The organism is Allobosea sp. 05T439, assembly GCF_056396005.1.
This window is the reverse complement of sequence record NZ_JBFTKP010000001.1, coordinates 19,224-45,596: the sequence shown is the minus strand read 5'-3', so window position 1 is coordinate 45,596 and position 26,373 is coordinate 19,224. Positions and strand designations below refer to the sequence as shown.

Annotated in this window: 25 protein-coding genes; 17 read left to right on the top strand and 8 right to left on the bottom strand. The window is 65.7% G+C overall.

The features are described from left to right. The first annotated feature begins 103 nt into the window (after positions 1-103). On the top strand, positions 104-517 hold the full coding sequence (atpC, locus tag AC1DIO_RS00215; protein WP_441488041.1) for an ATP synthase F1 subunit epsilon: 414 nt from the start codon (positions 104-106) through the stop codon (positions 515-517). 82 nt (positions 518-599) lie between these two features. On the opposite strand, the gene AC1DIO_RS00210 is transcribed toward atpC, so the two are convergent. Both AC1DIO_RS00210 and putA read right to left on the bottom strand, forming a co-directional pair. Further along, a complete protein-coding gene (locus AC1DIO_RS00210) occupies positions 600-1,115 on the bottom strand; it encodes an RNA pyrophosphohydrolase (protein ID WP_476852988.1) in 516 nt (171 codons plus the stop codon). Then, positions 1,112-4,231: a bifunctional proline dehydrogenase/L-glutamate gamma-semialdehyde dehydrogenase PutA gene (gene putA, locus AC1DIO_RS00205; protein WP_476852987.1), complete on the bottom strand. Its 3,120-nt coding sequence runs from the start codon at positions 4,229-4,231 to the stop codon at positions 1,112-1,114. Before putA ends, AC1DIO_RS00210 begins: the two co-directional genes overlap by 4 nt. Before the next feature lie 128 nt (positions 4,232-4,359). On the opposite strand from putA, the gene AC1DIO_RS00200 reads away from it, so the two are divergent. The 5 genes from AC1DIO_RS00200 to AC1DIO_RS00180 all read left to right on the top strand — a co-directional run bounded on the left by AC1DIO_RS00200 (position 4,360) and on the right by AC1DIO_RS00180 (position 9,361). Then, a complete protein-coding gene (locus tag AC1DIO_RS00200) occupies positions 4,360-4,815 on the top strand; it encodes an Lrp/AsnC ligand binding domain-containing protein (RefSeq protein ID WP_441488044.1) in 456 nt (151 codons plus the stop codon). A 193-nt stretch (positions 4,816-5,008) separates the two neighbouring features. Further along, the gene (locus AC1DIO_RS00195; protein ID WP_476852986.1) at positions 5,009-6,067 is read left to right on the top strand and encodes an ABC transporter substrate-binding protein; all 1,059 of its coding nucleotides are present in this window, start codon (positions 5,009-5,011) and stop codon (positions 6,065-6,067) included. A 25-nt stretch (positions 6,068-6,092) separates the two neighbouring features. Further along, positions 6,093-6,881 carry an ABC transporter ATP-binding protein gene (locus AC1DIO_RS00190; protein WP_441504441.1) on the top strand — a complete coding sequence of 263 codons (789 nt, stop codon included), beginning with the start codon at positions 6,093-6,095 and terminating at the stop codon, positions 6,879-6,881. Next, positions 6,878-7,648: an ABC transporter permease gene (locus AC1DIO_RS00185; protein ID WP_476852985.1), complete on the top strand. Its 771-nt coding sequence runs from the start codon at positions 6,878-6,880 to the stop codon at positions 7,646-7,648. Before AC1DIO_RS00190 ends, AC1DIO_RS00185 begins: the two co-directional genes overlap by 4 nt. Before the next feature lie 96 nt (positions 7,649-7,744). Further along, positions 7,745-9,361 carry an AMP-binding protein gene (locus tag AC1DIO_RS00180; RefSeq protein ID WP_441504443.1) on the top strand — a complete coding sequence of 539 codons (1,617 nt, stop codon included), beginning with the start codon at positions 7,745-7,747 and terminating at the stop codon, positions 9,359-9,361. Here AC1DIO_RS00180 and AC1DIO_RS00175 read toward each other — a convergent pair. From AC1DIO_RS00175 to AC1DIO_RS00165, 3 genes are read right to left on the bottom strand one after another with little or no spacing between them, the layout of a single operon-like run. Beyond that, positions 9,330-10,472 (bottom strand): CobW family GTP-binding protein, encoded by a 1,143-nt coding sequence (locus AC1DIO_RS00175; protein WP_441504444.1) that lies wholly within the window; start codon positions 10,470-10,472, stop codon positions 9,330-9,332. The two genes, AC1DIO_RS00180 and AC1DIO_RS00175, sit on opposite strands and share 32 nt — an antisense overlap. Next, positions 10,472-11,389 carry a DMT family transporter gene (locus tag AC1DIO_RS00170; RefSeq protein ID WP_476775597.1) on the bottom strand — a complete coding sequence of 306 codons (918 nt, stop codon included), beginning with the start codon at positions 11,387-11,389 and terminating at the stop codon, positions 10,472-10,474. Before AC1DIO_RS00170 ends, AC1DIO_RS00175 begins: the two co-directional genes overlap by 1 nt. 10 nt (positions 11,390-11,399) lie before the next feature. Beyond that, a complete protein-coding gene (locus AC1DIO_RS00165; protein WP_441504446.1) occupies positions 11,400-12,983 on the bottom strand; it encodes a D-alanyl-D-alanine carboxypeptidase family protein in 1,584 nt (527 codons plus the stop codon). A 190-nt stretch (positions 12,984-13,173) separates the two neighbouring features. Between AC1DIO_RS00165 and AC1DIO_RS00160 the strand changes: the two genes are divergently transcribed. The 7 genes from AC1DIO_RS00160 (at position 13,174) to AC1DIO_RS00130 (ending at position 18,464) form a co-directional block, all read left to right on the top strand. Then, positions 13,174-14,076 (top strand): EamA family transporter, encoded by a 903-nt coding sequence (locus AC1DIO_RS00160; protein WP_441488052.1) that lies wholly within the window; start codon positions 13,174-13,176, stop codon positions 14,074-14,076. A 206-nt stretch (positions 14,077-14,282) separates the two neighbouring features. Beyond that, on the top strand, positions 14,283-14,606 hold the full coding sequence (locus AC1DIO_RS00155; RefSeq protein ID WP_441488053.1) for an ArsR/SmtB family transcription factor: 324 nt from the start codon (positions 14,283-14,285) through the stop codon (positions 14,604-14,606). Then, positions 14,603-15,013, top strand: coding sequence for an SRPBCC family protein (locus tag AC1DIO_RS00150; RefSeq protein WP_441488054.1), 411 nt, complete (start codon positions 14,603-14,605; stop codon positions 15,011-15,013). Before AC1DIO_RS00155 ends, AC1DIO_RS00150 begins: the two co-directional genes overlap by 4 nt. Positions 15,014-15,061: 48 nt before the next feature. After that, positions 15,062-15,292, top strand: coding sequence for a hypothetical protein (locus AC1DIO_RS00145; protein WP_441488055.1), 231 nt, complete (start codon positions 15,062-15,064; stop codon positions 15,290-15,292). A gap of 5 nt (positions 15,293-15,297) precedes the next feature. Further along, positions 15,298-15,813 (top strand): DUF1801 domain-containing protein, encoded by a 516-nt coding sequence (locus AC1DIO_RS00140; RefSeq protein ID WP_441488056.1) that lies wholly within the window; start codon positions 15,298-15,300, stop codon positions 15,811-15,813. Positions 15,814-16,088: 275 nt separating this feature from the next. Next, positions 16,089-17,258: an acetyl-CoA acetyltransferase gene (locus AC1DIO_RS00135; RefSeq protein ID WP_441488057.1), complete on the top strand. Its 1,170-nt coding sequence runs from the start codon at positions 16,089-16,091 to the stop codon at positions 17,256-17,258. 9 nt (positions 17,259-17,267) lie between these two features. Further along, positions 17,268-18,464, top strand: coding sequence for an MFS transporter (locus AC1DIO_RS00130; protein WP_441488058.1), 1,197 nt, complete (start codon positions 17,268-17,270; stop codon positions 18,462-18,464). A gap of 20 nt (positions 18,465-18,484) precedes the next feature. On the opposite strand, the gene AC1DIO_RS00125 is transcribed toward AC1DIO_RS00130, so the two are convergent. Continuing rightward, positions 18,485-18,757 (bottom strand): BolA family protein, encoded by a 273-nt coding sequence (locus tag AC1DIO_RS00125; RefSeq protein WP_441488059.1) that lies wholly within the window; start codon positions 18,755-18,757, stop codon positions 18,485-18,487. Between the two features lie 116 nt (positions 18,758-18,873). On the opposite strand from AC1DIO_RS00125, the gene AC1DIO_RS00120 reads away from it, so the two are divergent. Continuing rightward, positions 18,874-20,511, top strand: coding sequence for a M14 family metallopeptidase (locus tag AC1DIO_RS00120; RefSeq protein WP_476852984.1), 1,638 nt, complete (start codon positions 18,874-18,876; stop codon positions 20,509-20,511). A 176-nt stretch (positions 20,512-20,687) separates the two neighbouring features. Beyond that, the gene (locus AC1DIO_RS00115) at positions 20,688-21,308 is read left to right on the top strand and encodes a DnaJ domain-containing protein (protein ID WP_113512968.1); all 621 of its coding nucleotides are present in this window, start codon (positions 20,688-20,690) and stop codon (positions 21,306-21,308) included. 111 nt (positions 21,309-21,419) lie between these two features. On the opposite strand, the gene AC1DIO_RS00110 is transcribed toward AC1DIO_RS00115, so the two are convergent. Next, positions 21,420-23,411: a methylmalonyl-CoA mutase family protein gene (locus tag AC1DIO_RS00110; protein WP_476852983.1), complete on the bottom strand. Its 1,992-nt coding sequence runs from the start codon at positions 23,409-23,411 to the stop codon at positions 21,420-21,422. Between the two features lie 113 nt (positions 23,412-23,524). Continuing rightward, the gene (locus AC1DIO_RS00105; RefSeq protein WP_441504450.1) at positions 23,525-24,049 is read right to left on the bottom strand and encodes an Lrp/AsnC family transcriptional regulator; all 525 of its coding nucleotides are present in this window, start codon (positions 24,047-24,049) and stop codon (positions 23,525-23,527) included. Between the two features lie 153 nt (positions 24,050-24,202). Here AC1DIO_RS00105 and AC1DIO_RS00100 point away from each other — a divergent pair, with 153 nt between their 5' ends. Both AC1DIO_RS00100 and AC1DIO_RS00095 read left to right on the top strand, forming a co-directional pair. Further along, positions 24,203-25,447 (top strand): aminotransferase-like domain-containing protein, encoded by a 1,245-nt coding sequence (locus tag AC1DIO_RS00100; protein WP_476775600.1) that lies wholly within the window; start codon positions 24,203-24,205, stop codon positions 25,445-25,447. A 120-nt stretch (positions 25,448-25,567) separates the two neighbouring features. Next, positions 25,568-26,281, top strand: coding sequence for an RraA family protein (locus tag AC1DIO_RS00095; RefSeq protein WP_476852982.1), 714 nt, complete (start codon positions 25,568-25,570; stop codon positions 26,279-26,281). Positions 26,282-26,373 lie beyond the last annotated feature (92 nt).

Here is a 26,373-nt window from a genome sequence, read left to right as displayed (position 1 = left end):
GCCCGGGAGCCGCGCCCCAGCATCGACGACACAGGCCTTGGCCTGGATCCCGGCTCCACGCTGCGCTCCAGCCGGGATGACTGAAGCAGCGGGAGAGCCCTTGATGGCCACCTTCAAGTTCGAACTCGTCTCGCCGGAGAGCATCCTGTTCTCGGGCGAAGTCGTCAGCGTCATCGTGCCGTCGGTCGAAGGCGAGATGACCATTCTCGCCGGCCACGTGCCGATCGTCGCCGCGCTGAAGCCGGGTATCGTGCTCGCCCAGACGGGGCCGGGCAACGGCAAGGAATTCGTGGTTGGCGGCGGTATCGTCGAAGCCAATCCCACGGCCCTGACGATCCTGACCGAGAAGGCCGGCTTCATCGAGGACGTCGACAATGACGTGCTCGACGCCGAAATCCTCCGGGTCGAAACCCGCCTGGCGGCTGCGCCGACCGAAGACGAACAGCGTCGCCTGCAGGAGCTGCTGATCCAGCTTCATGAGTTCAAGGGCGTCTTCCAGCAGCGCAAGGCTGCGTGAGATCGCGTACCTGCCTTCCGGCATCGAGATGACATAAGGGCCGCGCGAGCGGCCCTTTTTTGTTGCACGTTGCGTCCCGAGATCAGGCCGGTCTGGCGAAATGCCCGAAGGCCTCGGCCACGCGCTCATAGGTCTCGCGCTTGAACGGCGTCACACGGGCCGGCATTTCGGCCAGCGGCAGCCAGGCCCATTCGGTGAACTCCGGTGGGGCGTCCCCGTTCGGGCGGCCGATGTCGATCGCCGCCTCGCTGCCCGTGAAGCGGAATGCGACCCAGCGCTGTTCCTGCCCCGCGAAACGATCGAGCCGGTGCGGCGGCCCGTCATAGGGCGGGAAGTCGTAGCGCCACCACTCCGCGGTGACGCCCAAGAGCGCGGCCTCGCTGATGCCGGTTTCCTCGGCCAGCTCGCGTCGCGCTGCTGCGACGATCTCCTCGGCCGGAGCGATGCCGCCCTGCGGCATCTGCCAGTCATGTCCGGGGTGGACGATCTCCGGGCCGTCGCTCCATGAGCGTCCGGCAAAGACGAGCCCCCGGGCATTGAAGAGCGCAATGCCGACATTGGGCCGATAGGGCTTGTTCACTCGCCCTGCCTTGCTCATTCGCCCATCGCGATCAGGCTGGCATTGCCGCCGGCTGCCGCCGTGTTGACCGTGACCGTCTGCTCCGTCGCGAAACGGGCGAGATAGTGCGGTCCGCCAGCCTTGGGGCCAGTGCCGGACAGGCCGTGACCGCCAAAGGGCTGCACACCGACGACGGCACCGATGATGTTGCGGTTGACGTAGACATTGCCGGTGGAGAGCCGCTCGGCAACCCGCTCGACCGTCGTCTCGATGCGCGAATGCACACCGAGCGTCAGCCCATACCCGGTGGCCTCGATCTGGTTGATGACCTTGTCGAGTTCCCCGGCCTTCCAGCGCACGACATGCAGGATGGGGCCGAAATGCTCCTGGGTGAGGTCGGAGATGTCGTCGAGCTTGACGATATGCGGTGCGACGAAGGTGCCGCCGAGCGCCGGCGTGCTGCCGGCCCATTCGACCCGGCCCTCGGCGCGCATCGCCGCGACATGATTGTCGAGCCGGCTCTTGGCGGCGGCATCGATCACCGGACCGACATGAACGTCGATGGCGCGCGGATCGCCGAGCTTCAACTCCTTCCCGGCACCGACGATCATCTCGAGGATCTTGTCGGCGACATCCTCCTGCACCACCAGGAGGCGCAGCGCCGAGCAGCGCTGCCCGGCCGAGCGGAAGGCCGACATCACGACGTCGTCGGCGACCTGCTCAGGCAGGGCGGTCGCATCGACGATCATGGCGTTGAGGCCGCCTGTCTCTGCGATCAGCGGAACGATCGGCCCATCCTTGGCCGCGAGCGTCCGGTTGATGGCGCGCGCCGTTGCGGTCGAGCCGGTGAAGGCGACGCCGGCCACGGCTGGATGAGCGACGAGCCGGGCGCCGACCTTGCCGTCTCCCGGCACGAGATGGAGGGCGGAAGCTGGAATGCCGGCATCGTGGAGCAGGCGGACCGTAGCGGCGGCGATCAGCGGCGTCTGCGGGGCTGGCTTGGCGACGACGCTATTGCCGGCGACGAGCGCGGCAACGACCTGGCCCGAGAAGATCGCCAGCGGGAAATTCCAGGGCGCGATGCAGACGAACGGCCCGCGCCMACGCAAGATCAGGCGGTTCTCCTCGCCGGTCGGGCCGGGAAGTACCTGCGGCGTGGCGAAATGCGCTTCGGCTTCGGCCGCATAGTAACGGCAGAAATCGACGGCCTCGCGCACCTCCGAAATGGCATCGTCAAGCGTCTTGCCGGCTTCGGCCTGGAGCAGTGCGAGCAGCAGGCCGCGTCGGTCCTCCATCAGGTCCGCAGCCTTGCGCAGGGCGGCAGCGCGCGTCCGGGCGGGGGTGCGGTTCCAGCTGGTGAAGCCGGCCTGGGCCGCCTGGATGGCGCGATCGGCCAGGGCATCATCGGCTTCCAGGACGGTCCCGACCTGCCGGGCATCGATCGGGGACAGGACGGGGCGGGAGACGCCACCGGCCGGCTTGCCGTCGATGATCACCGTCGCCTCGGGGAACGGCTTGGCTGCTGCCTGGCCGATCTCCGACTGAAGCGCGACGAGGCTGGCCTCATGCCCAAGCTCGACGCCGGCCGAGTTCTTGCGCGAGGCGCCAAACATGTCGGCGGGAAGCGGAATTCGGCGATGGCGAGCCGCTGCCGAGGTGCCGATGATGTCGGCAGGGGGTACGAGCAGCTGTGCGACCGGTACGTCAGGGTCGCCGGACACGCTGACGAAGGAGGAGTTCGCGCCGTTCTCGAGCAGACGGCGCACGAGATAGGCAAGCAGATCCTGATGGCCGCCAACCGGGGCGTAGGTGCGGCAGGCGAAGCCGGAATCCTCCTGGAGCAACCTCTCATAGAGCGCCTCGCCCATGCCGTGCAGGCGCTGGAACTCGAAGCCCTGGGAGCCGCCCGCCATCTCGGCGACCGCTGCGACCGTCAATGCGTTGTGGGTGGCGAATTGCGGAATGATGCGTGGACGCAAGGCCAGCAGCTGCGCGGCGCAGGCCTCGTAGTTGAGGTCGGTCATCGCCTTGCGGCTGAACACGGGGTAGTCGGAGAGGCCGCGCTCCTGGGCGCGCTTCAGCTCGGTATCCCAGTAGGCGCCCTTGACCAGGCGCACCATCATGCGGCGGTTGTGGCGCTCGGCCAGGGCCGCGATATGGTCGATCACCGCCGAGGCGCGCTTCTGGTAGGCCTGGATCGCGAGGCCGAAGCCGTCCCAGCCGGCGAGCGTCGGATCTGCCGTCACCGCATCGATGACGTCGAGCGAGAGTTCCAGCCTGTCGGCTTCCTCGGCGTCGATCGTGAAGTTCAGGTCGTAGCCCTTGGCCTGCTGGGCCAGCGTGATGACCTTGGGCACGAGTTCGCTCAGCACGCGCTCGTGGCTGGTGGCCTCATAGCGCGGATGCAGGGCCGACAGCTTGACCGAGATGCCCGGCCTGTTCGGCAGAGGGTCATTGCCGGCCGAGCGGCCGATTGCGTCGATGGCCGCGGCGTAAGAGGCGAAATAGCGGTCGGCATCGGCCTGGGTGCGTGCGCCTTCGCCGAGCATGTCGAAGGAATAGCGATAGAGCTTGCCGGTGCCCGAGCGAGCGCGCTTCAGAGCCTCCTCGATGGTCTGGCCGAGCACGAAATGATTGCCCATGACACGCATCGCCTGGCGGGTGGCGGTGCGGACGGCCGGCAGGCCAAGGCGCTTCGACAGATTGCCGATGATGCTGGTCGGCGTCTCGCCCGGCTGGATGATGCGGGCGGTGATGCCAAGCGCCCAGGACGAAGCCGAGATCAGGAAGGCATCCGATTTGGATTCGTGATGGGCGAAATCGCCCTGGCCGAGCTTGTCCTCGATCAACTGGTCGGCGGTCGTGGAATCCGGCACGCGCAGCAGCGCTTCGGCCAGAACCATCAGCGCAAGTCCCTCCTTGGTCGAGAGCGAGTACTCGCGCAGGAGTTCCTCGATGCCACCCAGGCCGACCTTGCGGGTCCGGATGGCCTCGATCAGCCCGGTCGCGCGCTGGTCGATCCTCGCCTTGGCTGCGGGTTCGCGCCTGGCGCCGGCAAGCAGCCGTGCCGCAATCGTCGTATCGTCTTCGGCATAGGGCGCGCGGAAGGCGTGGCGAGCGGACGGGGCGACCGGACGGGGGGCAGGAGCGGCCATGGTGCGATTCCGAATGAATGACGGGATGATTTCAAGGATCGCGCTTGCGTGGCCGGATATCAATGGCCATTTTCCGTGATAGCCTTTATCTATCTTCGAATATTCCGGAGCTTTTAGAGAATAATCCCGTGCTCGATCGAACCGACCGGCGTATCCTCGCCATGCTGCAATCCGACGGGCGCATCGCCGGCGTCGAACTGGCTGAAAAGGTTGGCCTGTCGCCAACCGCGACCGGTGAGCGACTGAAGCGGCTCTCGCGAGACGGCTACATCACGGGCTATCGCGCGACGCTCGATCCGCTGAAGCTGGGGCTGCATCTGCTGGTCTTCGTCGAGGTCTATCTCGACAAGACGACGCCCGACGCCTTCGAGCGTTTCGCAACCGCGGTGAAACGGGCGCCCGAAGTGCTGGAATGCCACATGGTGGCCGGCGGTTTCGACTATCTCGTGAAGACGCGGGTGGCCGATATGAACGCCTATCGTCGTTTCCTCGGCGAAGTGCTGCTGGCGCTGCCGGCGGTGCGTGAGACGCGGACCTATGCCGTGATGGAGGAGGTCAAGACCGACGGAGCGCTGCCGCTTTAGCCGATCGCKATCGGGCCTGGTGACGTCGCGTTATATTTTAGGCGCAGTGCATGCATTTTCGGCGCTATGCGCTTGACCTTGTTTTGTATTCGGCCAGTTTGAGCATAGGACGCCACGGCATGGGATTTGCTGGTCGCGTTCCGTTCGAACGGGTCCTGCCGACCCGCCTGCATGTGATGATCCGGAGCTGCCGATGTCGACGAACCCGTTCCGCCCCACGATGCTCTCCCGGCGTGGGATGAGCCGTGCGCTGGGCGCCCTGGGGCTCGCCGCAGCCTGCCTGACCGGCGCGGGTCCCTCCTTCGCTCAGACCGCCGTTCGCTTCACGCTCGACTGGCGCTTCGAGGGCCCGGCTGCGCTGTTCCTGATGGCGCAGGAGAAGGGTTATTTCAAAGCCGAGGGCCTCGACGTCACGATCGACACGGGCAACGGCTCGCGCKAGGCGATCCCGCGGGTGGCGTCCGGCACCTACGATGCCGGCTTCGGCGACGTGAATTCGCTGATCCGGTTCCGCGACGAGAATCCCAGCGTCGATCTGAAGGCGGTGATGATGGTCTATGACCGGCCGCCCTTCTCGATCGTCGGCCGCAAGAGCCGGGGCATCAGCGCAGACGTGAAGAGCCTCGAGGGCAAGAAGTTCGGCGCGCCGGCGGCTGACGCGGCCTTTGCGCAATGGCCGATCTTCAAGACCGTCAACAAGCTCGACGACAGCAAGACGCGGATGGAGAATGTCGGCTTCCCCGTGCGTGAGCCGATGTTGGCCTCAGGCGAGGTCGACGCGGTGTTCGGCTTCGCGAACTCCTCCTATATCAACCTGAAATCACGCGGCGTTCCCGTCGACGACATCGTCACTCTGCTGATGTCGGATTACGGCGTCGAGCTCTACGGCAATGTCGTGATGGTCTCGCCGAAATTCGCGGCCGAAAAGCCCGAGGCCGTGCGTGGCCTGCTTCGGGCGATCACCAAAGGCGTTCGCGACACGGTGGCCGACCCGGAACTCGGCGGCAAGCTCGTGATCCAGCGCAACGATGTCGCCAAGCTCGAGGTCGAGGTCGAGCGCCTCAAGATGACGATCGCCCAGAACGTCATGACGCCAGCAGTCAAGGCCGATGGCTTTGGCGGTATCGACAAGGCGCGCTGGGAACGGGCGCTGGACCAGATTGGGCTGACCTTCACGTTCAAGGACAAGGCGAAGGCCGGGGCGGCTTTCGACGACAGCTACCTGCCGCCTGTGGCCGAGCGGAAGTTCTGATGCGCTCGACCTTGCGGGCTCGCGCTTGAGCGCCTTCGTCGAACTCCACGAAGTTACCCATGTCTACGGCGGAGGCGAAAGCACCCCCGCCGTGGACGGGCTTTCGCTGAAGATCCGGGAGGGCGAGTTCGCGGCGATCGTCGGCCCCTCCGGCTGCGGCAAGTCCACGATGATGAAGCTCGCGACCGGCCTGCAGCGGCCCCGGCGCGGCACGGTGATCGTCGCCGGGCAGGGGGTGACGCAGCCGATCAAGATCACCGGCATGGCCTTCCAGAATCCGGTGATGCTGCCCTGGCGCACGACATTGCGGAACCTGTTGCTGCCGCTGGAGATCGTCGAGCCGCATCGTTCGCGCTTGCGTGCCAACAAGTCGGATTATGTCGCGCGGGCCGAGGCTCTGCTCGCCAAGGTCGGACTCGAGGGCATGGGCCAGAAATTCCCCTGGCAGCTGTCCGGCGGCATGCAGCAACGCGCCTCGCTGTGCCGCTCGCTGATCCATGAGCCGAAGCTCCTGATGCTGGATGAGCCCTTCGGTGCGCTCGATGCCTTTACGCGCGAAGAACTCTGGTGCGTGATCCGCGATCTTCATGCCGAGCGCGGCATCACCGTGATCCTGGTGACCCATGATCTGCGCGAGGCCGTTTTCTTGGCCGACCGGGTGTTCTGCATGTCGGCGCGGCCGGGGCGGATCATCGCCGAGCGCGAGATCGATTTTCCGCGCCCGCGTGATCTCGACATCACCTATACGCCTGAATTCGCGTCGGTCGTGCATGAGTTGCGCGGCCATATCCGTACGGCGCGGGAGGCGGCATGAAGCGCTCGCTCTGGCTGAGGCTCGCGCCCTATCTGTTCACGCTTAGCTTCTTCGCGATCTGGGAGATCGCCTGCCGCGCCTTCGCGATCTCCTCCTTCATCCTGCCGCCGCCCTCCGCGATCTGGGCTGCGTTGGTGCAGTATCAAAAGCCGCTCTACACGAACGCCTTTCACACGCTCTGGATGACCACGGCCGGCTTTGTGCTCTCGATCGTGTTCGGTCTGGCGCTCGGCCTGCTCGTCGGCTCGTCCCGGTTGATCTATGCGGGCCTGAACCCGCTGCTTGTCGGCTTCAACTCGATTCCCAAGGTCGCTGTCGTGCCGATCCTGGTGATCTGGTTCGGGGTCKGCTGGCAGCCGCCGGTGCTGACCGCGTTCGTGATTTCGTTCTTCCCGATCGTCGTCAATGTCGCGACCGGGCTGGCCACGATCGAGCCCGAGACCGAGGATGTGCTGAAGGCACTGGGTGCCAGCCGCTACGACATCATGACCAAGGTCGGGATTCCGCGCGCGCTGCCCTATTTCTTCGGGGCGCTGAAGGTTTCGATCACGCTCGCCTATGTCGGCTCGGTGATCGGCGAGCAGAATGCCTCCAATCTCGGCATCGGCAACCTGATCACCCGCGCTTCGGCTGATTTCAACGTGCCGCTGATCTTTGCGGCGCTGATCGTGCTTGCGGTCCTCGGCGTGCTTCTCGTCGCCATCGTCGACCTTGTCGAGAGCCGCATGACGGGCTGGGCCCGGCGTTCGCAGATGGCGAATGGCTGAGCAAGGTGCAGAGCGGATCTGACCTAGCGCCAAGGTGACAGCGCGGCGAGGGCTGCCTATCGTGCCGCGCCATCAACGCCGGACCCTCAATCTTTCATGCTTCCCGATTTGCGCGATTACGGCCGCCTGCGCGAGACCTTCCAGTGGCGGATTCCAGAGCGCTACAACATTGCTGTCGATGTCTGCGATCGCTGGGCCGCGCTGGAGCCCGACCGGCCGGCCATTCTCGACGTCGCCCCTGACTGGACGGTAACGCCGGTCAGCTTCGGCCGGTTGCGAGCGCAATCGAACCGACTGGCGACGGCGCTGTCGATGCGCGGCGTCGGCGTCGGAGATCGGGTCGCGATCCTGCTGCCGCAGGGAGAGGCCGTGCTCACCGCACATCTCGCCGCCTATAAGTTGGGCGCCATCGCGGTGCCGCTGGCCGCGCTCTTCGGGGTCGATGCGCTGGCCTATCGCCTGCGCGATTCCGGCGCGAGCGCGCTCATCTCCAATGCAGCGGGCTTGATGAAGGTTCGGCAGATTGCCGAGCCGCTGCCCGATCTCGACCTGATGGTGTCCACGGATGGCGCCGGGGCGGGTGCTGAGGACTGGGGGCAGTTGCTGGCGGATGCGAGCGAGGATTTCTCAGTTGCGGACACCGGGCCCGACGATCCGGCTCTGATGATCTATACCTCCGGCACCACGGGCAACCCGAAGGGCGCGCTGCATGGCCACAGGGTTCTGCCGGGGCATCTGCCCGGTGTGCAGATGGTGCACGAGTTCCTGCCGATGCCCGGCGACCTCGCCTGGACGCCGGCCGACTGGGCCTGGGCCGGCGGTCTGCTCAATATGCTGCTGCCGGCGCTGCATTTCGGCGTTCCGGTCGTGGCGCGCGCCCATACCCGTTTCGACCCCGAAGACGCCTTTCGGCTGATGGCCGATCTCGGCATCCGCAATGCCTTCATCCCGCCGACAGCGCTCCGGATGCTGCGCAGTGTGGGCAAGCCGCGCGACCGCTTTGACCTGAAACTGCGCACGGTCGCGGCAGCCGGCGAAGCGCTTGGAGCCGAGACGCTGAGCTGGGGCCGCGAGGCGCTGGGGCTGACGATCAACGAGGCTTATGGCCAGACCGAGTGCAATCTCGTGCTGTCGTCCTGCGCGATGATCGGCGTCAGCCGGCCCGGCTTCATCGGCAAGCCGACTCCCGGCCATGAGGTCGCGATCATCCGGCCCGATGGCTCGGAATGCGCGCCGGACGAGGAAGGGCAGATTGCCATCCGGCGGCCGAACCCGGTGATGTTCCTCGGCTATTGGCTCCGGCCGGAGGCGACGGTCGACAAATTCATCGGCGACTGGATGACCACTGGCGATCAGGCCGTGCGGGATGCCGATGGCTATGTCCACTTCGTCGGCCGCGACGACGATGTCATCACCTCATCGGGGTATCGGATCGGGCCGGGGGAGATCGAGGACTGCCTGCTGAAGCATCCGGCGGTTTCGCTGGCGGCGGTCGTCGGCAAGCCGGACGAACTCCGGACCGAGATCGTCAAGGCCTTCGTCGTGCCGAATGCCGGCTTCGCGCCTTCGCAGGATCTGGCCGGTGAACTTCAACGCTTCGTGCGCGAGCGGCTCTCGGCGCACGAATATCCGCGCGAGATCGCCTTTCGCGAGGAACTGCCGCTGACGACGACGGGCAAGATCATCCGGCGGCTGTTGCGCGCGGAGGCGTGAGCGCCGCCGAAGCCTGACCAAGGAAGGCGGCCCAGAGGCGCTGCACCATCGCCTCGTCGAGGTCCTTGACGATGAGGACCAGGCGCGAGCGTTGGTCTGCATCAGGCCAGCTGTCGAGCAGGATCGGGGGATGCAGGATCTGCTGGACCGCATGGACCAGCAGCGGCTGGCCGGCGTGTTCGGCTATGGCGACGAGCCCCTTCAGCCGCAGGAGCTTCGCCCCGTGGGTCGAGCGCAGCAAGGTCCAGAACAGCTCGAAGGTCGCCAGATTGATCGGAGCATCAGCCGAGAGCGAGAAGGCGCGGATGCTCTCGTCATGCCTGTTCACATCATGATGATGATTGTCATGCCCGTGCCCGTGTCCATCGGCGTGATGATCGTGATCGTGATTGTGATGGTGATGGCCGCCCGAGCCGGTCGCCAGAGCCTCGACGGCAAGCCAGTTCCGCAGGGCCTGGGGCCTGTCGGCAAGGTCGTAGAGGCCGGCGCTGATCAAGTCCGCAGCCGGAGCATCCGGCGCGAGAAGGTTGATCCCGGGATTGAGCGCCAGGAGTCGCTGGCGTAGCACCTCGACCGCCTGACCATCCGCGACCAGGTCCGCCTTGGTCAGCACGATCCTGTCGGCCGCGACCACCTGCTTGCGCGCCTCCTCATGGGCGTCGAGCGTCGCCATGCCGTTGACGGCATCGACCAGCGTGACGACGCCGTCGAGCCTGAAGCGCATGGCGAGATAGGGGTGGTTGATCAGCACATTGAGGATCGGTGCCGGGTCGGCAAGGCCGGTGGTCTCGATCACCACGCGTTTGAATGGCGCGATGCGATGGTTGTCGCGGCGGCGCAAGAGGTCTTCCAGCGTGACGATGAGGTCATCGCGGATGGTGCAGCAGAGGCAGCCGGAGGCGAGCAGAACCATGTTCTCCTCGACACCCTCGATCATCAGATGGTCGAGCCCGATCTCGCCGAACTCGTTGACGATCACGAGGGTATCGGCAAGCGCGGGGTCCTTGAGCAGCCGGTTGAGCAGGGTCGTCTTGCCGGCTCCAAGGAAGCCCGTGAGCAAGGTCAACGGGATCGGGATGGGTCTCTGGTCGCTACCGGTCATGTCGGGCATCATCGATCAAGGCTAAGGGCAGGCACGCGTCGCGCCCGATTTTGTTCCAATATTACATTAGCCATGATCGCGACGACGACAAGGGCGCCGCCCGCATATTGCAGCGCGCCGACCCGCTCGCCGAGCATCACGGCGGCTATCCCGACGGCAAAGACCGGCTCGGCACAAAAGGTGAGGGCAGCGGGGCCTGGCGCGACACGGGCCAATGCCATCACCTGGAACAGGAAGCCGACGAGATAGCCGCCAATGGTGATCGCGACGGCCATCGGTGCCAAGGCCAGCGCGCTCGGAAGGGCAAAGCCGCCAACGAAAGCGAGAATGCCCGCTGTCACCGGCAGGATGAGCAGATGCGACCACAACAGTTTTGGCGCGAGCGGCGTCGCGGCGCAGGCGGAGCCCGCGAAAAACTGTGCCGCGGCCGCGAGGCTGGCTGCGAGCGCGAGCGCAAGCCCGCGCGGATCGAGCCCATGCAGATCGGGCCCGACGACCATGCCGACACCGAGAAAGGCGGTCAGCGCCACCGCAAGTCGGTCGAGGCTGAAGCGCGCAGGCGTCAGCAGCGGCTCGGCCAGGACGATGATAACCGGGTAGGTGTAGAAAATGACGGCGGCGACGGTCACGGGCAGGAAGGCGACCGAGGACAGGTAAGCCGAGCCGACGAGAGCGCTGGTCAGGCCGAAGGCCAGCAGCGCCCGGTATTGGTGCCGCGGAACCCTGAAGTTTGCCCGCAGAAGCCAGGCGGCTCCGGCCACCAGCGCGAGCATGATGAAAACCCGGTAGAAAACCAGCAGCGGCCCGCTCAGGCCGGCCTGGCCCGCGAGCTGGGCCGAGACGATGTTGCTGCCATAGGCGGCAGCCGAGGCAAACGCCAGGGCGATGCCGTGTCGACTGGCGGTGCGGGCTGTCTCGGCGCGCACCCTCCAGGACTCAGGCGTCGTCGTTCACTTTGGCTTTCGGCTTGACGGGGGGCTTCACGGCGCCTGTGCGGGCCGGCTGAGGCTTGGGTTCGCTCTGCCCCGGCTTGGTCTTGGCCTTTGCCGCCGCTTCCGGCTTGGCCTTCGCCGCCGCGTCGGGCTTGGCGGGGGCCGGCCTTACTGGCGGGCGGGCGGCCTGTTTGATGCCTGCGGCCGAGCCTGGGCGCAGGCTGGACGCCGCCGCCGCGCCGGGCCGGATCGCGCCCTGCAGCTTCATGGGGCCGCTCTGGAAGGCATTCGACGGAGGCTGGACATCCTCGCTGCTCGGAGCGAAGGCCGTCGTCCCGCGCGGAATGGCGCCATTGCTCGAGGCGGTGCGTGTCGATGGGCCGGATGCTACTCCGGCGGACACCGGGGCTCCTGGCGTAATGACCGGCGCGCGATCGCGGGCGAACTGCGTGTCGGGCCGCGCTGTGACATTGGCGGCGAGCGGGGCCGAAGCAGAGCTCGGTGAGCGGCCGAAGGAGACCTGTACCGGTGTCATGGGCGCGCGCGGCCCGAGCGTGATCCGGCCGGAGGGCGTGCGCATCAGCAGGGCGCCTGTGGCGCGAGCCTGCGGCTGCGGTCCGCCGAAGCGCTCGCTCATGGCGTTGTCATTGCCGCTGCCGGATGCGGCATTGGCGGCGATGGGGCCGGACACGTCGGAATCGTCGGCCAAAGCCACGCCGCCGCCTCTGCGGCGAACCTCGTCGCAGATATTGTTGGCGCGTCCACCATTGCCGGAGGGCAGGCTGGCGAGGGTGTAGCCGGAGCCTCCCCATTTCGAGAAGCCGTCATCGAGCAACTGCGCCGCCTTGACGGTGCGTTCGGAGGCGGACAGCGCACCCAGCACGACCGCGACGAGCGTGCGGCCGCCACGCGTCGCCGTCGCCACGACGTTGAAACCCGAGGCACAGACGAAACCGGTCTTCATGCCGGAGATGCCGGAATAGCGTCCGACGAGGCCGTTCGTGTTCTGGAGAACCTGCTTGCCGAGCTGAACCGAGCCGGTGTTCCAGTAATCGGAATAGTCCGGGAATTCGCGCATCAGCGCCATGGCGAGAACCGCGAGGTCGCGGGCGCTGACCTGCTGGTTCGGATCATGCCAGCCATTCGGATTGGTGAAGACCGTGTCATTCATGCCGAGGCGCTGGGCTTCGGCATTCATCATCCCGACGAAGGTCTCGACATCGCCGCCGACGCCCTCGGCGATGACATAGGCGATGTCGTTGGCCGATTTCACCATCATGATGCGCAGGGCGTTGTCGAGCGTGATCTCCTGCCCGGCGCGGATATAGACCTTGACGCGCGGCTGGCTCGCGGCCCGCTTCGAGGCGGGGATCGCCGTTTCAAGCCCGAGCTTGCCGGCCCGCACTGCCTTGAGCGCCAGATAGGCCGTCATCATCTTCGTGGTCGAGGCCGGGTGCCAGGCCTGGCTGGCATTCTCGCTGGAGAGAACGGCGCCACTGGACGCATCGACCACCAGACTCGTGCCGGCGAGGGCCGGAGCGCTGACGGACAGGGCAAGGGCGAGGACAGCGAGACGGGGAGCGTTCATCGGGCGGGTCTTGAGCCTGTCTGGACGAGGGTTGAAGGCGCAGGGTTCAACGCGACGCGTGCGGCATTTTCGAGACGGCGCGACCGATCGGCCCGCCCATGGACGCATACCTACCCCCAGCGGAGCGATTTGCCTAGTCATGTCGGGCGGCCGTAAAGCCTTGGTCACAGTTCCAGCCCCGGATGCCCGCGTGAGCTTTACCCTCTTCTGGATCCCGGCAACGATCGTCGCCTCGCTGCTGCAGACGGCGCGCAACCTCACCCAGCGCTCGCTGACAGAGGTGATCGGCGTCGTCGGCGCGACGCAGGTGCGCTTCCTGTTCGGTCTGCCCTTCGCGCTGCTGTTCCTGCTCCTCGTCTGCCTTGGCCTGGGGCGCCTGCCGCCGCAGATCAGCCTTGCGACGCTCGGCATCACGAGCTGGGGCGCGCTGACCCAGATCGCGGCGACGGCCCTGATGCTGGCGGCGATGAGAGAGCGCTCCTTCGCCGTGACCACCGCCTATACCAAGACGGAGCCAGTCCAGGTGGCGGTCTTCGGAGCGCTGCTGCTGGGGGATGCGCTGAGCCCGGCGAAATTCGCAGCGATCGTGATCGCAACGGCCGGTGTCGTCCTGGTTTCCTGGAAGCCGGGCGAAAAGCTGAGCCGGGCGGGCCTGCGTCCCGCGCTGCTCGGCATCGGCTCAGGCGCCTGCTTCGCGCTGTCGGCCATCGGCTATCGCGGCGCGATCCAGTCTCTGCCGGATGGCGACTTCCTGATCCGGGCGACGACGACCCTTGCTCTGGGGCTGGGCCTGCAGACACTGATCCTGACGCTCTACATGCTGATCGCCAACCGCAAGGCGCTGGTCCTGAGCCTGAAGAACTGGCGCCGTTCGCTGACGGCGGGTTTCCTTGGCGCGGCGGCTTCGCAGTTCTGGTTCATCGGCTTCTCGCTGACGACGGCGGCCAATGTCCGGACCCTGGCTTTGATCGAAGTGCCACTGGCGCAGATCGCCTCGCGCAAGATGTTCTCGGAAGGTACGACGCGGCGCGAACTGCTGGGCATGGCAATGATCGTCTTCGGTGTCGGCCTGCTCCTGATGCTGGCGATTTAGCCGGCCGCCGCTCCACGGAACCGCTTGGGCGACTATCTTGCGGACACGGCCGATCTTGGGTGCCTGACAGGTTCGACCCAGCGCCGATATACGACATGTCCGGTGGTTCCTGTGACCGATCATGGTGCTGCGATAGCACCGCGCTTGACCTACGCATATCTCGGCGGTTATGAGTCAAATCAATAGCCAATGAGTTATGGGTTCCGATGCTGAACGCTCACGACGCGCTCTTCAGGACGCTCGCCGATCCGACGCGGCGGGGCATTTTCGAACGGCTGTGTCGCGAAGGTGAGCAGACGGTCGGGGCACTCACAGCCCAAGCCGGGATCTCGCAGCCGGCCGTTTCAAAGCATCTCGGCATTCTGAAGCAGGCCGGGCTGGTGCGGGATCGCCATGAAGGGCGTCAGACGCATTATAGCGCGCAAATCGGCGCCCTGGGCCCGCTGATCGACTGGACGAACCAAATGGCCGGGTTCTGGCACAGTAAATTCGACGACCTCGAAGACCTGCTGAAGAGGATGGACCAATGAACGAAACGTCGACCGAAACGCTCTCGGTCGTTGTCGAGCGTGAGATAGCCCATCCGCCGGAAAAGCTCTGGCGCGCTCTCACGCAACCGCATCTCATCGAGGAGTGGCTGATGAAGAACAACTTCAAGCCAGATCTGGGCCACCGGTTCAATCTCAGCGCGGACTGGGGCGTCGTCGAGTGTCAAATTCAGGCGATCGAGCCGCACAAGACGCTGACCTACACGTGGAACACCAAGGATCTCGAGAGCGTCGTCACCTGGACGCTCATCCCTACGAGCACCGGGACCTTTCTGCGCATGGAGCAGACGGGGTTCAGGCCGGACCAGCAGCCCTATTACCGGGGAGCAATGGCTGGCTGGCCGCGGTTCTTTGGAAATCTGGAAGAGGTCATGGCGCGGACGGATTGACGTCTGCGTCGCCCGATCCGCTGCACCTTGCCCTCAGAGGAGGTCCCAATGAACTGGAACGACTGGATTCGGCAGATCCACCGCTGGATGTCGATTATCTTTACGGTGGTCGTCATCGCGATCTTCATCGCCTTGGGCCTTGGGAAGCAGCCTGCCGAGTGGGTGTATTTCCTGCCGCTGTTCCCGCTCTTCGTGCTTCTGCCCACCGGTCTCTACATGTTCGCGCTGCCCTATGCCGCCAAATCGGGCGGCGGCCGACGCACCGCGAGACAGCAGTGAAGATGATGACTGGGATGTCCAGAAAGCCGGAGCAGGCCACGGAGAACGAGGCCGCCGAGCCGGTTCTCGAGAAGCGGGCCAGACCGCGCAAATCGGCGCTGAAGGCGCAGCCGGGCGAAGTCGTCCTGCTTTCGGGTGGCAATCCCCAGATTGCCAAGGGCTATGGTGACGCCCCCGTGCAGGCCTATATCGCGGCCATGCCGGGCTGGAAAAGCGACGTCGGACGCCGCCTCGATGCCATCATCGAGCGCACCGTTCCCGGGGCGCGCAAGGCGGTCAAATGGAATTCGCCCTTCTACGGAGTGGAGGGTCAGGACCAAGGCTGGTTCCTCGGCTTTCATTGCCTCACGACATACGTGAAAGTTGCGTTCTTCCGCGGCGCATCGCTGAGCCCTGTTCCGCCCGGTGCGTCCAAGCAGAAGGACGTGCGCTATCTCGATATCCATGAGGGCGAACTCGACGAGGCGCAGTTCGCCGCTTGGGTGAAACAAGCCAGTCAGCTGCCCGGCGAGAAAATGTAGGCCGTCAGTTGGACGTGCCGCGGGCACAGGTGGACGCGGAAAGCTCGACCAGGCAAGCCCAGCACAGTCTCCAGCGTCATGCAGAGAGCCGGCGCAGAATGCGCGAACAGGCTCATCCTCTCCCCTCATGGGCGGCAACGCGCTATATCGTTACGAGCGGGGCTTCGCGGGCAGTCCCCCTTTCTGCGCACGGCCGGATTGCGCTGTTTCCGGCTTGAACGATACCGTGGTCGGGCGCAGATAAGTGTAACTGCACATTACTCTGAGAGGTCGTCATGAGCGCTGCAATCGTCGGCTGGGCCCACACGCCGTTCGGCAAGCAGGATGCCGAAACCATCGAGAGCCTGATCGTCCGCGTGGCGACGGACGCGTTGGTCGATGCCGGCATTACCGCCGAACAGGTCGATGAGATCGTTCTCGGCCACTACAATGCAGGCTTCTCCGCCCAGGATTTCACGGCCTCGCTCGTGCTGCAGGCGGACCCGGCGCTGCGCTTCAAGCCGACGACGCGGGTCGAAAATGCCTGTGCGACCGGCTCGGCCGCCGTGCACCAGGGCGTGCGCGCCATCAAGGCCGGCGATGCCAAGATCGTGCTCGTCGTCGGCGTCGAGCAGATGACCAAGACACCTTCGGCCGATATCGGCAAATTCCTGCTCAAGGCCTCCTATCTGCCGGAAGATGGCGAGACCCCCGGTGGCTTCGCCGGTGTGTTCGGCAAGATTGCCGCCGCCTATTTCCAGCGCCATGGCGATCAGTCGGATGCACTCGCCATGATCGCGGCCAAGAACCACAAGAATGGCGTCGAGAACCCCTATGCGCAGATGCGCAAGGATCTCGGCTTCGCCTTCTGCCGCGAGGAGAGCGAGAAGAACCCCTATGTCGCCGGGCCGCTGAAGCGCACCGATTGTTCGCTGGTCTCGGACGGCGCTGCCGCGCTGGTACTGGCCGATCAGGCGACGGCGATGGAAATGCGCCGGGCCGTCGGCTTCCGTGGCATGGCCCATGTCCAGGACTTCCTGCCGATGTCGAAGCGCGACATCCTCAAATTCGACGGCTGTGCCGAAGCCTGGAAGAAGGCGCTCGCCGATGCCGGCGTCACGCTGGATGATCTCTCCTTCGTCGAGACGCATGACTGCTTCACCGTCGCCGAGCTGATCGAATACGAGGCGATGGGCCTGACGAAAGAAGGCGAGGGCGCCCGCGCCATCAAGGAAGGCTGGACGCAGAAGGGCGGCAAGCTGCCGGTCAATGTCTCCGGCGGCCTGAAGGCCAAGGGCCATCCGATCGGCGCGACCGGCGTCTCGATGCATGTGCTCAGCGCTATGCAGCTCACTGGCGAGGCGCCCGAAGGCATGCAGGTCCAGGACGCACGCCTGGGCGGTATCTTCAACATGGGTGGGGCTGCGGTGGCCAACTATGTCTCGGTGCTCGAGCGGATCAAGTGACCGTCTGACGTGACGATCTTCCTGGCGCTGCTGCCGGCCTATATCCTCTCGATCTTCTACCGATCCTTCCTGAGCGTCATCGCCAGCCCGGTGATGACGGATCTGGGGATCGGGCCGCGCGAGCTGGGATTTCTGGGCGCGGCCTGGTTCATAACCTTCGCCCTGGCGCAGTTCCCGGTCGGCTGGGCGCTCGACCGGCTGGGGCCGCGCCGGACCGTCGCCGTGACGATGGCAATCGGCTCGGCCGGCGCCTTCCTCTTCGCGACGGCGACCCACGCTGTCACCGGCACGCTCGGCATGGCGATGCTCGGGCTTGGCTGCTCGCCGATCTTCATGTCTGCGCTGTTCCTGTTCGCACGCACGCAAGATCCCAAGCGCTTCGGTTTCCTGACCTCGGCCTTTATCGGCCTCGGCTCGATCGGCAATCTCGTCGGCGCGGGCCCGCTGGCGGTCGCGGCTGCCCGCTTCGGCTGGCGGCCGTCGATGCTGGTCGTGGCCGCCTGCTTCCTGGCCGCGACCGTGGTCGCCGCCGCGCTGGTTCGTGATCCGCCCAGGGCCAAGGCGGCCTCAGGCGGTGACGAAGGCCTGCTCAAGGGGCTGCGGAGCATTCTCGCGCTCCGTCCGCTCTGGCTGCTCGCGCCGATCACCCTCACCGGCTACGCGATCATCGCGACGATCCGCGGTCTCTGGATTGCGCCCTTCATGAGCGGCGTGCACGGTTTCGATGCGATCGCCAGCGGCCATGTCGCAACGGCGATGGCGATGACCATGATCGCGGGCGCCTTCCTCTATGGTGGGCTCGAACAGCGGCTCGGCCGCAGCAAGCCGCTGGTCCTGTGGGGGACGGTGCTGACCGCGTTCTGTTTCATCGCCCTGGCACTCTGGGGGGATGCGCATTCGGCGCTGGCCATCGGCCTGTTCGCGCTCATCGGCGCGACGGGGTTCACCTATGCGGTGTTGATGGCGCATGCACGGCTGTTCTTTCCCGAGCACCTGATCGGGCGTGGCATGACCTGCATCAATTTCCTGTTCATTGCAGGCGCAGCGGCGATCCAGTCCGGCTCGGGCTGGTTCATCGCCGAGCAGCGCCAGGCCGGACTCGACGCCGCGACCACCTTTGCCCATCTCCATTGGGGCTTTGCGGCGCTGCTGCTCGTCCCGAGCGCGATCTACGCCTTCATGCCGGAGCGGCCGGGCAAGAGCTGATCGGCCAAGAGCTGATCGGCTCAGGCCTCTCCCGGTGCCTTGGCGACAATCGCCAGCGCATGCACCCGGTCGGCCAGTTCCTGGGCCAACGCCGCGTTGACGAGGCGATGACGCTCCAGCCGGCTCTTGCCGGCAAAGGCGGAGGAAACGAGCTCGACGCGAAAATGCGTCTCGCCGCCCTCGCGCCAGCCACCATGGCCCTGGTGCTGATGCGATTCATCGATGACACGCAGATGCTCCGGCGCCAGTGCCGAATCGAGCTTGCTGGTGATGCGTTCCGCCATGCTGGTCATCTGTCGCCTCGTTCCGCTGGGCCGTCAGCAATCGCGGATTGCTTGTCCGGTCTCCGTCGCCGTTTCATAGTCGCCGCCTGGTGTCAGGTGAATGCGGCATTTCGCTGGAGGTTGGGATGAAGACGAGAACGGCGTTCGCTCTTGGGCTGTTGACGCTGCTCGGAGCCGCTCCCGCTCTGGCGCAGGAGGAGGGCAAGGTCGCCGACTACAAGCAGAGCGAGGCCGTGCTTGCCCGCTACAAATCCGTGCCGATCCCGCTGGCGACGCCGTCGCTGACACGCGGCACGCCCGGGCTGACCACGCAGGCCGAGCTCGACGCCTTCGTTGCCGATCTCGCCGCCAAGGCGCCGGCCCAGGTCGTGCTCGGCTCGCTTGGMACGTCGCAGCAGGGACGTGATCTGCCCTATCTGATCTTCTCCAAGGAAGGCGCCAAGGATGCGGCGGCGCTCAGGGCGTTGGGGCGGCCCATCGTCTGGTTCGTCGGCCAGCAGCACGGCAACGAGCCGGCCGGTGGTGAAGCGATGCTCGCACTCGCCAATGATCTGGCCACGACCGACCTCAAGGCCGTGCTCGATAAGCTGGTGGTGGTGATCGTGCCGCGCACCAACCCTGACGGGGCAGCGGCCGACAAGCGCACCGGTGCCAACGGCTTTGATCTCAACCGTGATCACCTGCTGCTGACCTTGCCGGAGACGAAGGCGCTGCATGCCAAGCTCGCCGAGCTGCCGCCCGACGTCATCGTCGACGTGCATGAGTTCTCAGTCGCCAATCGCTGGCTCGAGAAGTTCGGCGGGCTCAATGCCGCCGATGCTATGATCCTCTACGCGACCAATCCGGCCGTGCCACAGCAGACGACGAAGCTCGCGTCCGAGCTGGTCAAGCCTGCGATGGACAAGGCAATGGCCGAGAACGGGCTCTCCTCCTTCTGGTATTTCACGACGGGCTACAACAAGGACGACAAGGTCGTCTCGATGGGCGGCAATGCGCCCGGCATCGCGCGCAACCTGTTCGGACTTTCGGGCGCGGTCTCCTTTCTGATCGAGACGCGCGGCGTCGGCCTCAAACTCGAGAACCTGGAGCGGCGCATCGCGACGCATTACGTCATTTCCCGGTCGGTTCTCGATACGGTCGCCGCCAATGACAAGGCGGTGCTGCAGGCGGTCGCGGCTGCGCGCGGCGAACTGGCGAAGAACRAAGGCGAGCTGGTCGTCGGCCACCGCATTGCCACCGTCAAGATGGCGATCCCGCTGGTCAATCCCGACACCGCTTCCGACATGCCGACGGAAGTCGATTTCCGCGACTCGCGCCAGGTGACGATCACCGGGCGCCGGGTGCGGCCGGAAGGCTATATCGTGCTGGCCTCGGGCCAGCCTGCGGTTGAAGCCCTGAAGCTGAAGGGCATCGCCGTCTGCGCATTGGGCGGGCCGGCTTCGCTCGATGTCGAGGCCTTCGTCGTCGAGCAGAAGGGGACGGTGAAGAAGGCCGATCGCGAGAACATCAATCCGGACCAGGCGGTGAAGGTCGAGCTCAGGCCGCGCCGGCTGGACGTTCCGGCGACCGCAGTCTTCGTGCCGATGACGCAATCGGGGGCGAATGTCATCGCCGCCTCATTCGAGCCGGATTCTCCGGGCTCTCATGTCGGCGTCGGCTTGGTCGAGGTCGCGGCGGATTCGGGCGAGGCTCCGATCTACCGCGTGCCGCGTGGGGCCAGGCCGATATTGGCTTCGGGCGGTGATCCCGCATGCAGCCGTTGAGACTGGCGCAGCGCGTCATTATCTAGGACGCATTGACGGCCACCCGGATTGCTGGGATTCTGACGCGATCGGGGCCGATCTCTGCAGCGTTTCGAATGTGTCCGCCGCAGGCGCCTGACAGCGCCTGTCGTGCAGAGCTTGTCCGTTTGGCTTTCCGCCCGCATAACCGAGAGACCATGAATTTCAATTCTCGCCTTTTCGACCGGATCAGGATCGGCCCTTCCGAGGCGGAAGAGGTGGTCGAGACTGTGGCTGTGCGCTGCGACCATTCCGGGTGCCAGCGCGCCGGTGAGTTCCGCGCGCCGAAGGGCAGGGGGCGGGAAGGCCAGTTCTTCCAGTTCTGCCTCGAACATGTGAAGGCCTATAACGCGACCTATAACTACTTCTCCGGCATGAATGACGAGGCGCTCGCCGCCTATCAGAAGCAGGAAGAGATCGGCCACCGGCCAACCTGGAAACTCGGCGTCAATTCCAAGGCGGCACGCATGTCGCAGCGCGGACGCGCGGCGGCTGCCGGCGATGCCGGGCCCGAGGTGCAGGACGGTTTCAACATCTTTGGCACGCGCAGGGAGCAGCAGGCTGCAAAGCCGGAGCCCCGCGTCGGCGCCGTGGCGCGCAAGGCGCTCGATGCGCTTGGGCTGGACGACACGGCCGATTCCGTCGCGATCAAGGCGCGCTACAAGGAACTGGTGAAGCGCTTCCACCCCGACGCCAATGGCGGCGACCGCTCGCGCGAAGGCACGCTGCAGGAGATCCTCAAGGCGTATCAGCAGCTGAAGACCACGGGGCTGGTCTGAGACGACCTATCGGGCCCTCCGGGATGATCATGTGACGTAACCTGCTGCGCTGCCGGTGCGCCGGCTCGCCCATCTACCCCCGGCGGGTTTGCCGATGGCGCGCCGAGTGCCCTATTTCTGCGTTTTCGCCGCGAGCCCGGCGACATCCGCGATGATCCCGTCCAAGGCGAAATCCTTCGGCGTATAGACCGCGGCCACGCCCATGTTGCGCAGGGCATTCTCGTCATCGGGCGGGATGATGCCGCCGACCACGACCGGGATCGTCATGCCGGCGACGCGCAGCCGGGCCGTGACATCGCGCACCAATGGCAGATGCGAACCGGAAAGGATCGAGAGGCCGATGATGTCGGCCTTGGTCTCCTGCGCCTGCGTGACGATCTCCTCAGGGGTCTGGCGAATGCCGCCATAGTTCACCGCCATGCCGGCATCGCGGGCGCGGACGGCGATCTGCTCGGCGCCGTTGGAGTGACCGTCGAGGCCAGGCTTGCCGACGAGGAAGCGCGGTGGGCGTCCGAGTTTTTCGGTCGCGCGCGCGACCGCGGCCTTGACGGTCGCAAGGCCGGGATCGTCGCCCCGCTTGCCGGTGTCGACGCCGGTCGGGGCGCGATACTCGCCAAAGATCTCGCGCAGGGCCTGGGCCCATTMGCCGGTAGTGACGCCGGCCTTGGCGCAGGCGATCGAGGCCGGCATGACGTTTCGGACTTCCTTGGCGGCTGCCGAGAGCTCCGCGAGCGCAGCCTGTGCTGCCTTGTMGTCGCGGGCCGAACGCCAGGCCTTGAGCCGGCCGATGGCTTCCATCTCGACGGAATCCGGCACGGTGACGACATTGCCCTCTCCGGCCGAGAGCGGTGAGGGCTCGCTGGTGGTGAACTTGTTGACGCCGACGACGATCTGCTCACCGCGCTCGATCGCCTCGATGCGGCGTGCGCCGTTCTCGACCAGCGCCTGTTTCATGTAGCCGGACTCGACTGCGGCCAGCGCGCCGCCCATGGCATCGATCTTCGCGAGTTCGTCGAGGGCTGCGGCCTTCAACTCCTCGACCTTGGCGTCGATTGCCGCCGAACCGTCGAAGATGTCGCCGAATTCGAGCAGGTCGGTCTCGTAGGCCAGGACCTGTTGCATGCGCAGGGACCATTGCTGGTCGAAGGGGCGGGGCAGCCCCAGGGCCTCGTTCCAGGCCGGAAGCTGAACGGCCCGCGCGCGTGCCTTCTTCGAGAGCGTCACTGCCAGCATCTCGATCAGGATGCGGTAGACATTGTTCTCGGCCTGCGGCTCGGTCAGGCCAAGAGAATTGACCTGCACGCCGTAGCGGAAGCGGCGCATCGCCTCCTCCTGCACGCCATAGCGCTTCAGCGTGATCTCGTCCCAGAGATCGACGAAAGCCCGCATCTTGCAGAGTTCGGTGATGAAGCGCATGCCGGCGTTGACGAAGAACGAAATGCGCCCGACGATTCCCGGAAATTCCGCTTCGCTGACCTCCGGCTGGGCCCGAATCGAGTCGAGCAGCGCGATCGCGGTCGCGAGCGCATAGGAGAGTTCCTGCACCGGCGAGGCGCCCGCTTCCTGCAAATGATAGGAGCAGACGTTCGTCGGGTTCCATTTCGGCAGCTCACGCGCCGTGAACACGACGATATCGGTGGTCAGCTGCATCGAGGGGCGCGGGGGGAACACATAGGTGCCGCGCGACAGGTATTCCTTGACGAGATCGTTCTGGGTCGTGCCTTGCAGCGTCGCGCGCGGCGCGCCCTGCTCATCGGCAACCGCGACGTAAAGCGAGAGCAGCCAGGCGGCGGTCGCGTTGATCGTCATCGAGGTGTTCATCTGCGCCAGCGGGATCTGGTCGAACAGAGCCCGCATGTCGCCGAGATGGCTGATCGGCACACCGACCTTGCCGACCTCGCCGCGCGACAGCACATGGTCGGGATCGTAGCCGGTCTGGGTCGGCAGATCGAAAGCGACGGACAGGCCGGTCTGTCCCTTGGCGAGATTGGTGCGATAGAGCTTGTTCGACTCGGCCGCGTCCGAATGGCCCGCATAGGTGCGGAAAATCCAGGGTTTCTCACGCTGCGCCGGCTTGTCGCCGATTGGGCCGATCGCGTTCATCGCCGCTCCCTTGCCGTTCCACCCTGGACCCAATGCAATCTCAATGTTGCACTGCGGCGAAGATAACGCCAGAGGGCCGCGCAAGTCGTCTCCGACCTTCGGATGAGTCGGCGCTACACGCTGCCGGGCGCATGCCTGGGCTGGCTGAACCGTGGTTTCCTGCCTGGTGCGTGGCTGGCTACCTCCAGGAGCTGGTTGGATTTCTGCGTGTCGAGGATCACCATGGTCGAGGTCTCCGCGACGCAGGGAATCGCCTGCAATGCAGCGCTGATGAAGGTGCGGAGCGCCTCGATATCCCTGACCCAGACGCGCAAGAGATAGTCGACATTGCCGGTGACCAGCAGGCATTCCGTAATCTCGGGCTGGCCCTGGATCGCGGTCATGAACTGGCTTGCCGCATCCGGGCTTTGCTTGGCCAGTTTCACGCTCACCATCACGCAGATGCCGAAACCGAGCGCAGTCGGACTGATCTGCGCCGAGTACCCCTCGATGACGCCGGCGTCTTCGAGCCGCTTGATCCGGCGGCTGCATGGCGTCGGCGAAAGGCCGACTCTCTCGGCGAGTTCGAGAGTTGAAATCCGACCGTTATCCTGAAGTGCGGCCAGGATCCTTCGGTCGATCCGGTCCAATTCGATCATGAGTGATTTTCACTCCGGAATTGCGGGTTAATGGCGATTATCKGCAAAKGAAACGCAGCAGGCCGGAACATCGCACGGATTCTCTCACTTCGCGACTGTTATAGTCGCTMAAAGGACATCGTGCCCGGCTGAAACGAAGGTGGTTCAAGCGTCATGGCGATATCGAATGCCCAGCTGCCGGCAGCACGTCCTGCGCTCTCGCAGTGGTTCAAATCCGGCAATAGCATCACCCAGCAGTTCATGGCGATCGGCGGGCGGGCCGATATCATCAGCCTTGCCGGCGGACTGCCAGCGGCCGAGCTCTACCCGGTGGATGCGATCGCTGCCGCAAGCGAGCGGGCGCTGAAACGCTGGGGCGCCGTCGCGCTCGAATACGGCTCGGTCGAGGGGTTGCCGGCGTTGCGCCAGGCCATCGCCGAGCGCGTCACGGCCAGCACGGGAAGGCGGTTCGGACCGGAGAATGTGCTGCTGACGACAGGGGCGATGCAGGGGCTCGACCTGATCGGCAAGGCGCTGATCGATCCGGGCGACCTGATCGTCAATCAATTCCCGACCTATCTCGGCGCGCTCGATGCCTGGCGACCGCGCCACCCGCGCTATGAGGGGCTGGACTGGAGCCTGCAACGGCCCGGCTTCGACCTGGCACTGCGCCAGGCCAAGTTCGTCTATACCGTGCCGAACTATTCCAACCCGACTGGGGTGCTCGTCAGCCAGGCCGAGCGTGCGGCCTTGCTCGACAAGGTTCTCGAGGCCGGCACCTGGCTGGTCGAGGACGATCCCTATCTGCCGCTGCAGCTCGATGGCGAGGCCGGGCCCAGCATTCTCGCCGCCCATGCCGCGCGCTATCCGGATGGGGCCTATGATGGCCCGGTGATCTATCTGGGAACGCTGTCCAAAAGCCTCGTGCCCGGCCTGCGCGTCGGCTGGATCGTGGCCGAAGCCGGGATGATCGCGACATTGGCGCTCGCCAAGCAGTCGACCGACATCAGCAGCAGCATGTTCACCCAGGCGGTTGCGCTCGAACTGCTCGAAAGCGGCTTTGAGGCCACCCATATTCCGCGCATCGTCGCAGCCTATCGCGAGCGGCGCGATGCTCTTTGTGCCGCCGCTTCGCGCCATCTCGGCGAATGGTTCGAGTGGGATATCCCGCCTGGCGGCATGTTCGTCTGGATGCGGGCGAAGTCCAGCGAGATCGACACCAACGAACTCTACAACTGCGCGCTCGAGGAAAAGGTCGCCTTCGTGCCGAGCAGCGTGTTCGATCCCGATGGGGCGCTCAACAGCGCGATGCGGGTCAACTTCACGCGCTCCTCGCCAGAGGTTCTTGCCGAGGGCGTGCGCCGGCTGGAGCGGGCTGTTCAGCGCTATCTTGGCAGGCGTTCGGGACGGGCGGCCTGAGCTCGCGCTCATTGAATGCCCGCCCGGACAGAGCAAAGCGACGATCCGGGTTCTCTGCCTTCAACCCCTCCTGCCTGGTCCAGCATCAAGCCTTCCTCCGGTCGCCCGGGAGGGCGGGGCGTGAACCGAGTTTCTGAACCGCTACCAGAAAAGGCCATCACCATGCCGACCCGCCTCGACAATCCGCGCAATTCCCGCCTTCCCGATGGCCTGATCGACGCCTGGCGCGCGGTCCCGAGCTCGGTCATTGCCGACCAGCTCGGCGGTGTCGGCCATGCCGATTCGCGCATCCGGCCGATCCGGCCTTTTGCGCCGGGCACGCGGCTGACCGGCTCGGCCGTGACGGCCTGGTGCGAGCCGGCCGATTACGGGCCGGTGCATCATGCGATCGCGATTGCCGGTCCCGGCGATGTCGTCGTGGTCGCGGCAGGCGGGCGGCGAGATGCGGCGATGATCGGCGATCTGCTCGGCGGTGCCGCGCGCCTCAAGGGCATTGCCGGCGTCGTCGTCGACKGGGCGGTGCGGGATGTCGGGCCGGTCTCGCAATGGCCCGACTTCATCATGTTCTCGCGCTGGGTGATGCCACGCGGCCCCTCCTCGATGGAACGGGGCATCGTCAACGGCCCGATCGTGTTCGGCGGTGTCGCGGTGCAGCCGAACGATCTCGTCATCGGCGATGATGACGGGCTCGTTTTCGTGCCGCATGCGCTGGCCGAGGCGAAGCTGGAGCCCTGCCTTGCACGCGTCCGCGCCGAGGTGGAATGGGAGAGGGTCCTGGCGGGCGGCAAGTCGACGGTCGAGGTCTTCAGGGTCCCCGCAATCGAGCCACTCTGAAGCCTGCCCGAAATGTGGGCCGCGGTTTTCGGGAACGCCGAAGCACCCACAGAAGCCGAGATCATCGGGCCGGACACGATATCCGATCCGAT

Coding starts and splice junctions, on each gene's coding strand:
- AC1DIO_RS00210 (WP_476852988.1), bottom strand. CDS start 1,115: ATGAGCAAGGCAGGGCGAGTGAACAAGCCCTATCGGCCCAATGTCGGC.
- AC1DIO_RS00105 (WP_441504450.1), bottom strand. CDS start 24,049: ATGATCGAATTGGACCGGATCGACCGAAGGATCCTGGCCGCACTTCAG.
- AC1DIO_RS00140 (WP_441488056.1), top strand. CDS start 15,298: ATGACTGGGATGTCCAGAAAGCCGGAGCAGGCCACGGAGAACGAGGCC.
- AC1DIO_RS00145 (WP_441488055.1), top strand. CDS start 15,062: ATGAACTGGAACGACTGGATTCGGCAGATCCACCGCTGGATGTCGATT.
- AC1DIO_RS00100 (WP_476775600.1), top strand. CDS start 24,203: ATGGCGATATCGAATGCCCAGCTGCCGGCAGCACGTCCTGCGCTCTCG.
- atpC (WP_441488041.1), top strand. CDS start 104: ATGGCCACCTTCAAGTTCGAACTCGTCTCGCCGGAGAGCATCCTGTTC.
- AC1DIO_RS00155 (WP_441488053.1), top strand. CDS start 14,283: ATGCTGAACGCTCACGACGCGCTCTTCAGGACGCTCGCCGATCCGACG.
- AC1DIO_RS00150 (WP_441488054.1), top strand. CDS start 14,603: ATGAACGAAACGTCGACCGAAACGCTCTCGGTCGTTGTCGAGCGTGAG.
- AC1DIO_RS00175 (WP_441504444.1), bottom strand. CDS start 10,472: ATGCCCGACATGACCGGTAGCGACCAGAGACCCATCCCGATCCCGTTG.
- AC1DIO_RS00135 (WP_441488057.1), top strand. CDS start 16,089: ATGAGCGCTGCAATCGTCGGCTGGGCCCACACGCCGTTCGGCAAGCAG.
- AC1DIO_RS00125 (WP_441488059.1), bottom strand. CDS start 18,757: ATGACCAGCATGGCGGAACGCATCACCAGCAAGCTCGATTCGGCACTG.
- AC1DIO_RS00115 (WP_113512968.1), top strand. CDS start 20,688: ATGAATTTCAATTCTCGCCTTTTCGACCGGATCAGGATCGGCCCTTCC.
- AC1DIO_RS00165 (WP_441504446.1), bottom strand. CDS start 12,983: ATGAACGCTCCCCGTCTCGCTGTCCTCGCCCTTGCCCTGTCCGTCAGC.
- AC1DIO_RS00180 (WP_441504443.1), top strand. CDS start 7,745: ATGCTTCCCGATTTGCGCGATTACGGCCGCCTGCGCGAGACCTTCCAG.